At 33.7% G+C, this 16,458-nt stretch carries 14 protein-coding genes; 2 read left to right on the forward strand and 12 right to left on the reverse strand.

What is annotated here, in order from left to right; genetic code table 11:
• Positions 1-170: 170 nt before the first annotated feature.
• Together hemN and K7G79_RS00545 are read left to right on the forward strand one after the other, a co-directional pair.
• Entirely contained in the window at positions 171-1,535 is a 1,365-nt protein-coding gene (gene hemN / locus K7G79_RS00540) for an oxygen-independent coproporphyrinogen III oxidase (RefSeq protein ID WP_223548141.1), read from the forward strand.
• An 87-nt stretch (positions 1,536-1,622) separates the two neighbouring features.
• Positions 1,623-2,453: a universal stress protein gene (locus K7G79_RS00545; RefSeq protein WP_223548142.1), complete on the forward strand. Its 831-nt coding sequence runs from the start codon at positions 1,623-1,625 to the stop codon at positions 2,451-2,453.
• Between the two features lie 6 nt (positions 2,454-2,459).
• Here the strand turns inward: K7G79_RS00545 and K7G79_RS00550 are convergent, their stop codons facing one another.
• The 12 genes from K7G79_RS00550 to K7G79_RS00605 form a co-directional block, all read right to left on the reverse strand.
• Complete coding sequence (locus K7G79_RS00550) at positions 2,460-3,881, reverse strand: TolC family protein (RefSeq protein WP_223548143.1); 1,422 nt, start codon at positions 3,879-3,881, stop codon at positions 2,460-2,462.
• Positions 3,882-3,887: 6 nt separating this feature from the next.
• Positions 3,888-5,246, reverse strand: coding sequence for an HlyD family secretion protein (locus K7G79_RS00555; protein WP_223548144.1), 1,359 nt, complete (start codon positions 5,244-5,246; stop codon positions 3,888-3,890).
• 3 nt (positions 5,247-5,249) lie between these two features.
• Entirely contained in the window at positions 5,250-6,911 is a 1,662-nt protein-coding gene (locus K7G79_RS00560) for a peptidase domain-containing ABC transporter (protein WP_223548145.1), read from the reverse strand.
• 2 nt (positions 6,912-6,913) lie between these two features.
• A complete protein-coding gene (locus K7G79_RS00565; RefSeq protein WP_223548146.1) occupies positions 6,914-7,585 on the reverse strand; it encodes a TetR/AcrR family transcriptional regulator in 672 nt (223 codons plus the stop codon).
• Between the two features lie 108 nt (positions 7,586-7,693).
• Positions 7,694-8,395, reverse strand: a complete 702-nt coding sequence (locus K7G79_RS00570; RefSeq protein WP_223548147.1) for a sulfite exporter TauE/SafE family protein — start codon at positions 8,393-8,395, stop codon at positions 7,694-7,696.
• 1 nt (position 8,396) lies between these two features.
• A complete protein-coding gene (locus tag K7G79_RS00575; RefSeq protein WP_223548148.1) occupies positions 8,397-8,843 on the reverse strand; it encodes a FixH family protein in 447 nt (148 codons plus the stop codon).
• A gap of 32 nt (positions 8,844-8,875) precedes the next feature.
• A complete protein-coding gene (gene ccoG, locus K7G79_RS00580) occupies positions 8,876-10,300 on the reverse strand; it encodes a cytochrome c oxidase accessory protein CcoG (RefSeq protein ID WP_223548150.1) in 1,425 nt (474 codons plus the stop codon).
• Positions 10,301-10,373: 73 nt separating this feature from the next.
• Positions 10,374-11,279 (reverse strand): cbb3-type cytochrome c oxidase N-terminal domain-containing protein, encoded by a 906-nt coding sequence (locus tag K7G79_RS00585; RefSeq protein WP_223548152.1) that lies wholly within the window; start codon positions 11,277-11,279, stop codon positions 10,374-10,376.
• Positions 11,276-11,461, reverse strand: a complete 186-nt coding sequence (locus tag K7G79_RS00590; RefSeq protein WP_223548154.1) for a CcoQ/FixQ family Cbb3-type cytochrome c oxidase assembly chaperone — start codon at positions 11,459-11,461, stop codon at positions 11,276-11,278. Before K7G79_RS00590 ends, K7G79_RS00585 begins: the two co-directional genes overlap by 4 nt.
• A gap of 18 nt (positions 11,462-11,479) precedes the next feature.
• Positions 11,480-13,684: a cytochrome-c oxidase, cbb3-type subunit I gene (gene ccoN, locus K7G79_RS00595; protein WP_223548156.1), complete on the reverse strand. Its 2,205-nt coding sequence runs from the start codon at positions 13,682-13,684 to the stop codon at positions 11,480-11,482.
• A gap of 14 nt (positions 13,685-13,698) precedes the next feature.
• Complete coding sequence (ccoS, locus tag K7G79_RS00600) at positions 13,699-13,884, reverse strand: cbb3-type cytochrome oxidase assembly protein CcoS (protein WP_223548158.1); 186 nt, start codon at positions 13,882-13,884, stop codon at positions 13,699-13,701.
• A gap of 134 nt (positions 13,885-14,018) precedes the next feature.
• Positions 14,019-16,394 (reverse strand): heavy metal translocating P-type ATPase metal-binding domain-containing protein, encoded by a 2,376-nt coding sequence (locus K7G79_RS00605; RefSeq protein WP_223548160.1) that lies wholly within the window; start codon positions 16,392-16,394, stop codon positions 14,019-14,021.
• Positions 16,395-16,458: the final 64 nt, after the last annotated feature.

A 16,458-nucleotide genomic window follows, 5' to 3' on the forward strand; every position in this document is an offset into this window, starting at 1 on the left:
AATAATAATTTGTAATTTTTTGTGTTTAAACTAAAAATTTATTAGCGTAGTTTTTTATTAAAATTTTGATGAAAGTTAAGGCAATAATATCCCAATTGCAAATTTAGATATGACATAAATCATGTTTTTAAAATTTGGTAAGGCTTAATTTTGTTTTATAATTGTTAGGTATGTTAAGTTCATTAGTAAATAAATACAATGTAGCGGGACCTCGCTATACCAGTTATCCAACGGTGCCGTACTGGAATGATAATACATTTTCGGTAAGGAAATGGCAGGAATCCCTAGTGAAATCGTTTCAAGAAAGTAATTTAAAAGAAGGGATAAGCCTTTATATTCATTTGCCATTTTGTGAAAGCTTATGTACTTTTTGTGGCTGCAACAAGCGTATTACAAAACAGCATAATGTTGAATTTCCTTATATTGATGCCGTTTTAAAAGAATGGAAGTTATACAGGAGCTTTTTTAATGAAAAGCCCCTAATAAAGGAACTTCACCTGGGCGGTGGTACCCCCACTTTTTTTAGCCCAGAGAACTTAAAGCGCTTAATATATGGTATTTTAGAAGATTCTGAACTTAAGACGGAATATGAGTTTAGTTTTGAAGGCCACCCCAACAGCACAACAAAAGAACATTTACAGGCGTTATATAATGTGGGTTTCAGAAGAGTAAGTTATGGGGTGCAAGATTATAATCCAAAAGTACAAAAAGCTATCCATAGGATTCAGCCTTTTGAACATGTGAAAAGGGTTACGGAATTAGCTAGAGAGATAGGTTATACATCGGTTGGGCACGATATTATTTTTGGTTTGCCTTTTCAAACTTTGGAGCATGTCAAGGAAACCATTTTAAAAACAAAGGCCTTGCTTCCAGATCGTTTGGCGTTTTATAGTTATGCACATGTCCCTTGGATTAAAGGTAATGGACAACGTGGGTTTAAAGATTCTGATTTACCATCACCAGAATTAAAACGGCAACAATACGAAATTGGCAAACAGTTATTGGCCGAGGTTGGATATGAAGAAATTGGTATGGATCATTTTGCACTTAAAACAGATACCTTATACCAATCAATGGCTTTGGAAAAGCTACATAGAAACTTTATGGGGTATACTGCTTCTAAAACACAGGCTATGATTGGGTTGGGCGTGTCTTCCATTAGCGATAGTTGGTACGGTTTTGCACAAAACGTTAAAGACATTGAAAGCTATTATGATTTGTTGAGCGAAAATAAAATTCCTGTATATCGAGGACATATTTTAAATAAGGAAGATTTGATTATTCGTAAACATATTCTTAACTTGATGTGCCAATTTAAAACCTCATGGACTATCGATGAATTGTATTTTAATGAACTTCCCGATGTTATTATTGAGCTCAAGGAAATGGAAAAAGATAAGCTCATCATTATTGGTGAAAACTATGTTGAAGTAACTGAAAAGGGGAGACCGTTTGTTCGTAATATTTGTATGGCTTTCGACGTTTTGTTAAAGAGGAAGCAACCAGAAACCAAACTGTTTTCAATGACTGTTTGATTAGACAAAGAAATTATCAAAGTTAACTCCTAGCAAACCTTTAAAATTAAGATTCCCATGTAATTGGGAATCTAAAACAAAGAAATTATGAAAAAAATTATTGTACCTATAGACTTTTCAGAACACTCGGAATACGCTTTGAAAGCAGCAGCTAAATTAGCACAAAAAAATAATGCAGAATTGTTGGTCTTACACATGTTAGAAATGTCAGAAGTATTGTTGACTGCTAGTGGTGAAAACCCTCAAAAAGTGATTTATTTTTTAAAATTGGCAGAGCAACGCTTTGATGATTTTCTTAAAAAGGACTATTTAAAGGATGTTAAAATCAAGCCTATAGTAAAGCACTTTAAAGTATTTAGTGAAGTAAATGAAGTGGCTAAGAAGCATAATGCCGATATTATTGTGATGGGATCACATGGTGCTAGTGGAGTTAAAGAATTTTTTGTAGGTTCTAATACCGAACGGGTAGTTCGTCATTCTGAAATTCCGGTTTTAGTGGTAAAAAAGGAATTACCAGAAGTTAACTTTGAGGTAGTGGTCTATGCTTGTGATTTTTCGAATGAAAGCATAGAGTCCTTTATTAAAGCCACAAAGTTATTTGACAAAATGAAAACAAAATTGTACCTGGTACATGTAAACTTACCAAATGACCGATTTAGAAGTTCTGTTGAAATAGAACGTAATGTGACTAACTTTTTAACAAAAGCTGATGGTAACTTGGAAAGATTAGACAATGTAAGTTATGTTAGTGATTACACTGTAGAAGAAGGTATTTTAACATTTGCCAATAAAGTTGGGGCAGATTTAATAGCCATGTCTACCCATGGAAAAAAAGGTATCGCTCACTTTTTTGAGGGCAGTATAAGTGAAGATGTGGCTAACCATGCTACTTTACCAGTTATGACCTTTAAAATTTAAAAGAACTTAATTAGTCCTTTTTTCATTAACAATTGGATCATCTGAAAGTGCTAAAATATTGAAAAAGCTTGCTGTTATGTTTAACAGGTTATTTTCAAGTGTAATTGCCTTTAATTTAGAATCAATAAGTTTTGATTCCCTTGAATTTATCAAAAACAAGGAGCTTTCTCCTAAAAACAATTTGCGTTCCTCTGCACGTAACATGGTTTTATAATCTTCAACTATTTCACTCGTAAGTTTGTTTTGTTGCTGGAGGGATAATATCTCTTGTTTTATAGCTTCAATTTTATTTTTTAAAGCTATTTCAGTGGTTTTTAGTTCGAATTGAACATCTTGCACTTTAAGTTTGGTTAATTTTAAATCACCGCGTTCCTTTCTTAAAAACAATGGAAAACTAATATTTACACCACTTTTGTATGCTGAAGTACTAAATGATCTTAAAAGCTCAGGTGTTTGTGATAAAAAATTGTATTGCAAATCTATTTTTGGCAATAGGTTATTATACTTTAATCGTTTCTCAATATTTAAGCCTTTTAGCTTATAGTTAAGGGATTTTAGTTTTGGATGATTATTTAAATCACCATAATCAATGATAACATCAGAAACATTTAGAGTATTGCCAATTGTTTCCAATGTATTAGTGTCCGGTATGATGTTGTCTTTAATTTCTATAGGGGTATCTTCATTAAGCCATAAATAATTTGAAAGCTCCAGAGCCGATTTAATAAGCTTAATTCTTGCTTTTTCTAAATTTAATTTTCTGTTGTTCAATGCTATTTTGGCCTCTAGAGTATCAATAGCAGGAACCTCACCAGCTTCAAAACTTTTTTTTATGCCATTAAAACGTATGTCTGCATTTGTTAAAAATTCTTTATATGCTTGCTTTTCATTATAGGATTGAAGCCATTTAAAATAAGTTAATGTAGCTTCATATAAAATGTTGTTTATCAAAAGTTGCCTGTCTGCTTTTGCCTGTTTCAAAAATAATTTAGACTGCTTAAGTACAGCCATTCGGCTATTTATTAAGAGCCCACGAGCAACAGGTATTGATACTCCAGCGCTGTACAACCCTTCGTTTGGGACATTTGCTTCAGGGTTTAAGAACAGCCCTTCGTTTTCCTCAAAACTGGCTTTAAATTCAATGCCATACCAGGTTGGAATTTTAAACGTAGCATTTAACTTATCAAAGTATTCCTTACTTTTAAAAGTCTTTCTATTGTAGTCAACTTCTAATTTGGGATCGAAGGCACCACGAGATTTTAATAGTTTCGCCTCACTTTCGTTTAATACTAAATTGGCCTGTTTTACAATAGGGTGGTATTTTTTAACATAGCTCAAATACTCTGAAAGTGTTATTTCAGATGAACTTTCTTGAGCAACCAAACTTCCACTAATAAAAACTAAAATATAGAAAATTAATGATTTCATTTGCTATTACTTGAAGTCTTTAGTACTAAACTCTGATTTGTCAACTGGTTGGTAATAATTTTTAGGAAAACTGTTTATCTGTCTCCATAGTTCGAACCATATAGGAACATCTTCCAATAAGGCAATGGTTCTGGTACCAGAACCCACTCTAATAGCTTGGGGCCATTCTTTGTCATCTTTATCCGGGGCTAATAGAATTCGATATTTGCCATTGTCACTAATAAAGTTTTCTATAGCCACTATTGTAGCCCCATAGGTACCATAGCTTACATTTGGCCAACCACTAAACACAATAGCAGGCCATCCGTCAAATTGAACTCGTACTTTTTCACCAATATGTAGAAGGGGAAGGTCTATGGGTTCTACATAAGTTTCTACGGCAAAATCAAATTGTTTTGGCATGATACCAACCAACTCTTCACCTTCCTTAAAAGTAACTCCAACACCACCTTTTAGTGCTTTGTTGATAAATCCGTTAATGGGCGCTGTAACATATAGTAAACTATTTCTAACCTTATAGTTAGTATAGTTATTTTCTAACTTTGTGACTTGGGCTTCGGTATCAAAGCTATTAGATTGAGCTGTGAACATATCGCTTTGTGCTTTAGATATTTTGTCTACATATTCTTGGTTAACCCTAGTAAGCTCTAACTGTGCATTTATAACATTATTTTTACTAGTTAAAAGCTTATTTTCTTGGGCTATTAGTTTTGCTTGAGTTTCCTGAAGTTTCATTCGTTTTTCTTCAACATCCTTTACAGCTTTTAATCCTTCTTCCTGAAGGGTTAAAACCCTGTTATATTGTCTTTCGGCTATTGCCATATTTGTTTTTGAAGCCTCTAAGTCTATACTGTCACTTTTAACCTTGAGATTGGCTTGTAACAATTTATTTTTAGTTTGTTGAAATTTTAACTTTTGTTCAGTTTTTAATGCTGAAATCTGCGTATTTAAAGCTTCAACTTTATTATGATAGGCATTTAATGATAAGGTCTTTGCTTCAATTTGTTTATTGGTTCGTTCAACCAATTGGGTATCAAAATAATCGCTTTTTACTTCAGAAATCCTTAATATGGTATCGCCTTGCTTTACAAAATCACCTTCTTGTACAAACCATTCTTCAATACGGCCTGGTATTTGTGATTGGATGGTTTGTGGTCGCTGATTGGGTTTTAATGTGGTTACTTGCCCTCTTCCTGTTATGTTTTGTGTCCATGGTAAAAACAAAACAATGAGTACAATACATGCAGCAACAATTAAAAACCTATTAAAGTATTTGTAATAAGATTTGTCTAATATATTTTTTCCAGATTTAAAGATGCTTAAATCTACCCTTTTATTTAACTGATTGTGTGAAATATTCAACATAGATTAAACAGTTTTAATTTCTCCTTTTTCTAAGGTTATTACTTCTTTACATTTGCCGTTCCAAAGAGTATTGCTACTAACTACAATTAGCCCCCAAGGTCTATCTTTATTTGAAAGATAATCAATAATGGCATTGGTTTCTTTACTATTGAATCTATCTAATGCATCTTCCAAAATCAATACTTGTGGTTGCTTTAAAATGGCCCTAGCCAAAACAATTTTTTTAGACACTGTATGGGACATATGTTTCCCGTCTGGATATAAAACAGTTTGCAGGCCATTGGGTTGTTCTTTTAAAAAATCTAAAAGCCCAACATCTGTTAAGGTTTGAAAAATGGCTTTATCTGTAATTTTTGGGTCTCCAAAAGTTAGATTTTCCCTAATAGTACCTTCAAACGGGGTTTCTTCGGTTAGTGATAATCCTAATTGAGATCTATAATGATTAAGGTTTAAGCTATTTATTGACAAATTGTTTATGTGTATATTGCCAGATGTAGGTTGAATGATTCCTGATATTAATTGTAATAAAGTAGATTTTCCTGAGCCACTTTCTCCCCTAATAATGATTCTACTTTTTGTGTCTATTTTAAGGGATATGTTATTTATAATAGGGTTATCCTTATTGGAAACTTTGTAAGATACATTGTCAAATTCAATACTAATTCCATTTTTATAATCAGGTGTATCACCGTTTAAATTTTCTAAGTCTTTGTCAACAATTTGCCCCAACTTTTCTATAGATGTTAGGACATCATAAAATGATTCCAGACCTAAGATTAATTTTTCTACTGAAGCAATGACAAGTATTATTATAATTTCTGCAGCAACAAACTGCCCTATATTCATTTCTTGGTTAAGTACCAAAGCACCACCTATTAATAACAAGCTGGCAGTTACTATAACTTTAAAACCGATCATTTGAGTAAACTGACTTATTAATACCTTAAAATGCTTTTCTCGGGCATTTAAATAATCGTTAACCAAAATATCATTTTTATTTATGGCTAAAGTTGTATTTCCAGATAGTTTAAAACTAACTACTGTACGTGCAACTTCCTGAATCCAATGGGCCACACGGTATTTGTGTTTAGATTCCTGTAAACTTGTACGTAATCCTTTTTCTGCGGTGTATTTAAAAACAATAAGAATAAGGATTAATAACAACAAACCAAAAATGATAAAAAAAGGATGGTAGAAGGACAACAGAATTAAAGCAAATAAAATTTGTAAAATAGCTGTGGGTACGTCAATAAGTATTTTTGAGAGTCCTTTTTGAATCGTTAGGGTATCAAAAAAACGATTGGCCAATTCGGGAGGATAGTAGTTCCTTAGGGCATTCATTTTTATTTTTGGAAAGCGATAGCTCAACTCAAAAGATGAACGCAAAAATATACGCTGTTGAATAGTTTCAATAATGCGTAGTTGCATAATTTGTAGTGCACCGGAAAATGCAACACCTAGTGTGACCAATATTACCAAAATGAGCCAGGATGTTGATATTTCAGCTCCTTGAATAAGGTTGATAATTGTTTGAATTCCTAAAGGGAGTGAAAGGGCTACAACACCAGAAAAAATAGCATAATAAAATATTTGCTGTATATCCTTTTTTTCTAATTGAAGTAAACCTAGAAATCGTTTCCAAGGTGAAAGTGTCATTTTTTCCATAGTTATGCATTAATGGTTTTGAAAACAAGATCGGTTAAAAATTCAGTTGGAGTAATAGTTGCATTACAATCAGTCATAGACACAAAGTGGTCTTTTAAAAAATGCTGATGCATACTGGCTTCCATAATAGTACTTGACAAGCTTGAAGGAAACTTGTAAGCTGGATTTATTGTAGATATCATATCTCTAAGACGGTGAACGATACGTTTATATATTTCAAAATACCCTTCTTTATTTTCATTGTCAACCTCTTTCGTGAGAAAGGATTTAGAGTTTTCATTGATAATGATCCTATTTAAAGCTAATTCGTTGATATGTATGTATTTAGAATCTTCTTTGATACTTCTAGTTACAATTTCAATTGCTTTAGTTAATTTATTAACAGGAGTAAGGCTATAAGTTTCAATGACCAGTTGATATTCGATCCAAGCCCAATACCAAGACGACAAATACAATAATAGTTTATGTTTACTTTCAAAATACCTATATATAGAGCTTTCATTGGAGTTAATTTTCTGTCCTAATTTTTTGAATGTAAAGCTTTCAAAACCTATTTCATCTATTAATTTAATACTATGTTGTATTATTCGTTTACCTAAGGAAGAAGACTCAGGATCCTTGATATAAATCTTTTCTGGTACAGCTATTTTAATATTTGATAGTAATTTATCCATTATCAATGTATTTATATTCAAATATAATAGTAATACTATTAATTATGAAATTAAACATATTGATTTTATCAATGCATTATAGAATTTAATTATTCTAAGCTAAAAAGGTTAGTGACAGTTAATTTGTGTTTGGACAGAACCATGAACTGTAGTAGGGGAGAGGTACGGAATTCCCAATCCTAAACCACGTAGAATAAATAAAAGCCCAAAGACAATAATAAATATAGGTATGACTTTTTGTATTTTTTGTCTTATAGAATTTTTTAAAAACTGGCTGAAATAAATAGCTGTGGTCATTAAGGGAAGGGTCCCTAAACCAAAAACAGTCATATATAGACTACCGGTTAGGGCGTTCCCACTTGCAATAGCAGCAAAAACTGCCATATAGACCAATCCGCAAGGTAAAAACCCATTTAAAAAGCCTATAGTTAAAAAGGTATCAGCTGTTTTTCTTTTAAGGGCTTGCCCAAGGGCAAATTTAACCTTTGCTATAACTTTATAAATGGGTTTTGATATGGTAAAGCTATTGAGAAGTTTCTGAGGAATTAAAGCCAACCCAATCATTAAAACACCAATAATTATTGATAGTTGTTGTTGGAACCCAAAGAGGTATAGGCTTTTTCCAACAAGTCCAAAAGCAAGACCAATAATACTGTAGGCTAATAACCTACCAATATGATAGACAAATATTTGTGATAATTTTGTATAGTTGTTTGTGCGATTTACAGGCAACATAAAGGCAATGGGACCACACATACCTACACAGTGAAAACTTCCCAATAAACCTAGTATAAATGCAGATAAAAGCATGTTAATAATTAATGGATTTTTTATATAAATAAGAAATTCCGTTATATTGCCAATCTATTTTAATGTTCCAACGACCATCTACCAAACGATTGTTAGGTATGAGCAAATATGGATTAGACAATGAAATAATAGATTCAAAGTCTAGTTGTTTGTTAGATGGTCTGTATAGGAACACTTTTCCTGTGATTTTTTTGTATTCTAAATTTTTAGGAAATACTATTTTTAAGCCTTCAGCCGTTTTTTCATAACCTATATTTTCAGTTAATTTTTTGGAATTCTTTAATTTTTCAATATCGTTTTGGTAAACCAGCTCTTCACCATAATAATCTTCAGTTACCAAATCGTGGTCGTATTTATCATTTACGTTCATTGTGATAATGAAATACATGATAAAGCTTATAAACCCTATAAAAGCTAATACAATACCTGTTCCCCAATTTAATTTCATTATCTAAATTCTATTAATAATTAACCAATAACTTATTTATAACTCCTTGGCCCCAAAAAGTTGGCCGTTGTAGTTTCAATGAGCTGATCGTTTTGATAAACACCAATTTTAATTGTATTTCTATCGCCCGATAAATCTGAATTGTTTATTTCAACAAACAGTGTCCCTTCAGCAATATCTTGTTTTGGTACTGTAAAACGATCATTAGTACCAACCAATTTCAATTCGCCTTTATGGGTCATTAATTTTAGGCTTATATGTTCAATATCATGTGTTGTTTTATTTACCAGTTTATAAGTAAAAACATTGCTTATAATATTATTGTCCTTATGTTCATAGAGCTGGCCTGGTAATCTTAAGATTGTAGCTTCAACATCATTTCTTATGAAAAGCATACCAGTTAGTAACCCAATCAATATAGATAATACGGCAATGTAACCTTTCATTCGAGCCGTTAGCCTAAAAGGCACTTTTTTTTCTATATTCTCTTCACTTGCATATCGAATAAGGCCTTTAGGCAGATTGATGCTTTCCATGATATGATCACATTCATCTATACAAGCAGTACAGTTTACACACTCTAGTTGAGTTCCATTTCTAATATCAATTCCTGTAGGACATACATGCACACATTGTAAGCAATCTATACAATCTCCATGACCTAAGGCTTGCCGATCTTCATTTTTTCTAAATTTTTTTCGCCCGTTTTCTCCCTCACCACGTTTGTGGTCATAAGCCACAACTATAGATTTTGTGTCCAACAATACGCCTTGTAGTCTACCATATGGACAAGCTATTATACAAACTTGTTCCCTAAACCATGCAAAAACAAAATAGAAAACTACAGTAAAAATAATTAATGGAAATAAGGTGCTTAAATGTTCTAATGGACCATCACTGATATACTTTAATAGTTTATCGCTTCCCACGAGATAAGCTAGAAATACATTAGCAATCAAAAATGAAATGATTAAGAAAATAACCCATTTCAAGATACGTTTTCTAATTTTTTCAATATTCCAAGCTTGCCTGTCTAGCTTACGTTGTTTATTTCGGTCACCCTCAATCCAGTATTCAATGCGTCGAAATACCATTTCCATAAAAATGGTTTGCGGACAGATCCAACCACAAAAAATACGTCCGAATGCCACTGTAAAAAGTGTTATGAAAACCACACCTATAATCATTGTTACCACAAATAAATGAAAGTCTTGTGGCCAAAAAGGAAAACCAAAAATGTTAAAACGTCGTTCTAAAACATTGAACATTAAGAATTGGTTCCCATTTATTTTAATGAATGGAGATAAAAGCAAGAAAGCTAATAAAATATAGCTTATAAATTTTCTTTTATCATAGTATCTGCCATTAGGCTTTTTTGGAAATACCCAAGCGCGTTTACCTTCTTCTGTAATCGTACCAATAGAGTCTCTGAATTTTTCGTTATCTGGAGTTTCCAAAGGGTTTGGGTTAAAAGATTCCCTTTATTTTTAAAACAAAGGGAATCTAGTTGAGTTGGCTATTAATCTGTTCTTATTGAACTGGGTTTACTTGGGTTTCTTTATTTTCAGCTTCCCACAAATCACCTTCGGGGTCTTTTGGGTTAGCTGGTGTGGTACCTTGGAAAGTTAGCACGTAACTTGCAACCTGTGCTATTTCTATAGGTTTTAATTGTTGTTTCCAAGCAATCATACCTTTGCCCGAACGCCCACCTTCTGAAACGGTTTCAAAAATGCTTTTAATATCGCCACCCATAATCCAATGTTTGTCTGTAAGATTTGGTCCAATACCACCTCCGCCATCGGACATATGACAAGCCACACAGTTGGTTTCAAAAATGGTTTTACCTGCACTTAAATCGGAAGCATCAGTAAGTTGTTCAACTGTGTTCACATCAACGAGGTTCTTGGCCGTTTTTTTGTATTCTTCAAGAGCGACTCTAGCATCGGCAAGTTCGGTTTCCAATTCATCAAATTGACCCGCTCCATCAAATACATGGTATCGTAATAGGTAAACAGCTGCAAAGATTATTGTCACATAGAATCCATATAACCACCAAGGCGGTAAGCTATTATCCAACTCCTTAATACCATCGTAATTATGGTCTAAAACAATTTCATGTTCTTCTTCAAGAGGTTTTTGTTTTAAAAGCTTCTTGTAAGCATTTTTCAACCAAGTAAATTGATATGGTTTTTCCTTATTAGCCAGAAAACGCGCCTTACCTGCTTCATCCAGTTTATGCAACATGACATTTTCCAGAGCACTTATTATGGCTTCAATGGCAATTAAGATGAGCAATACTAAAAAAAGAAACAGCAATACGCTAGGAAATTCTACAAATGCAGGTTTTTCTCCGGAGTCTATAAAGTACTCTACAGCACCAAAAATGATGAAGAATACAATGGGTACCCTTACCCAGGATGGAATTAAGTTTCTCATAATATATTATCGTTTTGGTTGTCTAATGGCATATTACTTACTTTATTTATATAGTCTTTTTTGGCAGTTACTACCCACCAAGCCAGTACTACAAAAAAGATAAAAAAGATGAGTAGGGAAATAATAGGATAGATTTCTATACCTGAAATGCTTTCCATATGGTTTTTTACAAATTTCAACATAGTTTTAAATTTCAAAGGTTATTCCGTACCTTCATGAATATCGGTTCCTAGGCGTTGCAAATAGGCTATAAGTGCAACGATTTCCCTGTTTTTCATCTCGACAAACTCTTGGCCGTTTTCTACAGCATATTGCTTATTGGCTTCATAGTTTTTGGCAAAATCCGGATCGTTATAAAGGTTCTCTTCTATTTTAGTTCCTTGTTCCAGCATGCTTTGTTGTGCATTAGTGATGTCTTCATCACTGTAAGGGACACCTAAAGATACCATGGTTCTCATTTTGGCTTCGGTTTGTGACTTGTCAAGCTTGCTCGATGGACCTGTAATTAACCATGGGTAACGAGGCATAATGGAGCCTGATGAGGTACTTTGTGGGTCGTACATATGGTTAAAGTGCCAGTTATCGGAATACTTACCACCAAGCCTATGCAAATCTGGACCTGTACGCTTACTGCCCCAAAGGAATGGATGGTCGTAAACATATTCACCAGCCTTTGAATATTGTTTGTTGTTAGCTCTCCAATCATAACGTTCTACTTCGCTTCTAAACGGACGAATCATTTGTGAGTGACAGCCCACACAGCCTTCACGTATATATATATCCCGACCTTCTAGTTCAAGTGGTGTGTATGGTTTTACACTAGCAATTGTAGGTATATTAGATTTTACCATAATAGTTGGCACAATTTGTATGATGCCACCTATTAATATGGCTATGGTCGCTAATAAGGTTAATTGTACAGGTCTTCTTTCTAACCAAGTATGCCAACCTTCATTAGCTGTACGTCTTTTAGTAACACGTTCCAGAGCAGGAGCCTCTGCTAATTCATCTTCTACTTTACTTCCACTTTTAATAGTAGCAATAATGTTATAAACCAAAATTAACAATCCAATAATATATAAGGTACCACCAATGGCACGCATCCAGTACATAGGGATTATTTCGGTAACGGTCTCTAAGAAATTCCCATAAACCAATGTGCCATCTGGGTTAAACTGTTTCCACATACTGGCTTGGGTAAACCCTGCCACATACATGGGTAGTGCATAGATGATAATTCCCAATGTGCCTAGCCAGAAATGTAAATTGGCTAAGCCCAGAGAAAACAGTTTGGTTTTAAATAGTCGTGGAATTAGGTAATAGATAATGCCAAAGGCCATAAAACCATTCCAAGCCAATGCTCCTACGTGCACATGAGCAATAATCCAGTCAGTAAAGTGGGCAATGGCGTTTACGTTTTTTAATGATAGTGTTGGTCCCTCAAACGTAGCCATACCGTATCCAGTAATCGCCACTACCATAAATTTTAAAACGGGATCGGTACGTACCTTATCCCAAGCACCTCTCAATGTTAACAATCCATTGATCATACCACCCCAAGAAGGCATCAATAGCATTACAGAGAATACCACTCCTAAATTTTGTGCCCATTCCGGTAAGGCAGTGTATAATAAATGGTGTGGGCCTGCCCATATATATATAAAGATAAGTGACCAAAAGTGTACAATGGAAAGCCTATATGAGTATACAGGTCTATTGGCTGCTTTAGGCACAAAGTAATACATAATACCTAAAAAAGGGGTTGTTAAGAAGAATGCCACTGCATTATGTCCATACCACCACTGTACTAAGGCATCCTGTACACCGGCATAAACCGAGTAACTTTTTAGGGCGCTAACAGGAAGCTCCAAACTATTAAAGATGTGTAATACAGCAACAGTTACAAAAGTGGCTATGTAGAACCAAATAGCAACATATAAATGACGTTGGCGACGTTTTAAAATGGTCCAGATCATGTTTACGCCAAATACAACCCATATTAGTGCAATGGCAATGTCTATAGGCCATTCCAATTCGGCATATTCTTTAGAGGTCGTAATACCTAAAGGTAATGTTATCGCAGCAGCTACAATAATGAGCTGCCAGCCCCAAAAGTTAATATTACTTAGTAGGTCACTTGCCATACGCGCTTTTAATAAACGTTGTAGTGAATAATAAATCCCCGCAAACATTGCATTTCCAACAAAGGCAAAAATAACAGCATTGGTGTGTAATGGTCTTAGACGGCCAAAGCTTAACCACGAAATACCATCAGTAAGATTTGGAAATAGGAACATAAAGGCCAGTAAAAGCCCTACTAACATGCCTACTACTCCAAAAACTATTGTGGCATAAATGAACTTGGTAACGATTTTGTTATCGTAATGAAACTGTTGCATTTCCATAAGTAAATAATTTGTTATTCTTTTTTGGTTAGTATTGATTTCTTGTTTTTTTCTTTAACGAGTTCATCTTCAAAGAGCATTCTTACAGAAGGGGTGTAGCTATCGTCATACTGTCCACTCCTTACCGCCAAAATAAAGGCAATAAAAAAAACAACAGCTACAGCAATGCTTATAGCTAACAAAATATATATAACACTCATACCTATTTGAAGTGATGGTTCAAAAATAATTGTATACCTATTTTCAAAATATGACTTTTATCATGTTTTTAATAAAGTCTTAAAATTCTTTATTGACTTTGAAATCCTCAGTCACCATTTTATATATACTGTCTTCATCTCAACCTTCTATTAACAAAGTTTGTCGCCACCGTAGTAAAGACTACAATGCTAATGGAGCTTAAAGGCATCAAAATAGCAGCTATGATAGGTGATAATTGTCCTGTAACCGCAAATGACAAACCAATAACATTATAGATAAAAGATAGAACAAAACTCCATTTGATTATTTTTATAGCCGATTTTGAAATACTTATGTACTCATGCAAATGCTTAAATTTTGAAGCATCCAAAATTGCATCACAAGCTGGAGAAAATACATTAACATTTTCTGAAATGGCAATGCCTACATCACTTTGTGCTAACGCCCCAGCATCATTTAAACCATCTCCAACCATTAATACCTTAGCACCTTCGCTTTGATGGTATTTAATGTATTCTAATTTATCCTCTGGTTTCTGTTTAAACAACAATTTGGTTTTTGTAGGTAACAATTTAGTTAAATTATCTTTTTCTCCTGCATTATCTCCTGAAAGAATGACTAAATCGTAGTCCTTTTTAAGTTTGTTGAACAATTTGGAAAGTCCTGTTCTATATTTGTTATAAAAGGTAAACTTTCCTTTGTAATTGTTGTTTGTGGTAATATGTACTGATGTATTTAATGTAGTAACATCTAGATTAAGACCAACAAAAGGCGCTGAACCTATCTTTATGTTGTGGTTTTTATGTTTAGCTTCAATACCCTTACCCACATGTTCTTCAAAATAATCCAATGAAACGATATCGTTCGCTTTTAAAATGCCATAAAGTGATCTACTGAGTGGATGGTTGGAGCCACGTAAGGTGCTTTTCAATAAAGTTTCTTCCTTATCATTAAGTTGCTTTCCTTCATAGTGTATGATGGTTTCTTTATTGGTGGTTATGGTGCCAGTCTTGTCAAAAATAATGGTATTTATTTTAGCCAATTGTTCTATTACTGATGCATTTTTTAGGTAAAACTTTTTCTTTCCAAAAATCCGTAACACATTCCCAAAGGTAAATGGAGCGGCCAATGCTATAGCACAAGGGCATGCAATAATAAGTACAGATGTAAAGACGTTTAATGCTTTACTGGAATCAGTTAACAACCAAAAGCTGGTTGCTATAAGCGCTATTGATAAAATGCTTATAGTGAAGCTTTTACTTATGCGGTTGGTAATATCGGTAAAAGAAAGTGCCTTATCCTTTTTAAACACATCGTTGCTCCACAATTGTGTTAGGTAACTTTGCTCAACTGATTTTAGAACATCTACTTCTATACTTCCATCCAATTGTTTGCCGCCAGCAAAAAGCTTGTCTCCAGATTGTTTTGAAACAGTTCTTGATTCTCCGGTAACAAAACTGTAATCAACACGTGCCTTACCTTTTATAAGAATACAATCGACAGGTATGAGTTCTTCATTTCTAATTAGAAGGCGATCACCTTTCCGTATATCATAAACCTGAATGGATTCTTCAGTATTGTCATTAGTTATCTTAGTAATGCCAATGGGAAAATATGATTTATAGTCACGTTCAAAAGATAAAAAACTATAGGTCTTTTGTTGAAAAAATTTTCCAAGCAATAAAAAGAAAATAAGTCCCGTTAAACTGTCAAAAAAACCAGAGCCCATATCAAAAATAATATCAAAGGAACTACGTACAAAAAGCACGAAAACACCCAAAGCAATGGGGACATCGATATTAAGAATTTTGGAACGTAAACCTTTAAAGGCAGATACAAAATAACCTTGGGCTGCGTATACCACAACAGGTACTGAATAAGCAAACATAAGCCACCTAAAGAGGTGTTTGTATTGTTCTAACCAAAATTCCCCTACTTGAAAATATTCTGGAAAAGATAAAAACATGACGTTACCGAATGCAAAACCAGCAACTCCTAATTTGTATATCAATGAGCGGTCCACATGCTTTTTGCCCACACTATAATCTTCTAAGCTAATATAGGGTTCGTAGCCAATACTGCTCAAAAGGGTTACCAAATTTTTTAATGATAATTGCTGAGGAGTATAAGTGACCCTTACTGTTTTTTTTCCAAAGACAACCATAGAGGAACTTACGGCGGGATTTAACTTGTTTAAGTTTTCCAAAATCCAAATACAGGAGCTACAATGTATATGAGGAATGTAAAGTGTAATGATTTGTACATCATTGTCTTTAAACTCCAGTAACTGATCCACAATTTTAGCGTTATCTAAAAAGTTGTATTTTCCTTCAATATCTTTAGGTGTGGCACCTGGAGCCTGTTGTAAGTCATAGTAACATGTTAAATCGTTGATGCTGAAAATCTCATAAACGGTCTTGCAGCCACTGCAACAAAACGTTTTGTCATCATAATATATACCAGAAGATGCAGCATCCAAACCGCAGTGGAAACATGTTTTATGCTCCATAATATTTGCTCAAATTATACCCGTTGCAAATGTTAAGATATAGAAAATATTTTAATATGATATA

The organism is Aestuariivivens sp. NBU2969 (assembly GCF_019931125.1).
GTDB lineage: Bacteria > Bacteroidota > Bacteroidia > Flavobacteriales > Flavobacteriaceae > Aestuariivivens > Aestuariivivens marinum.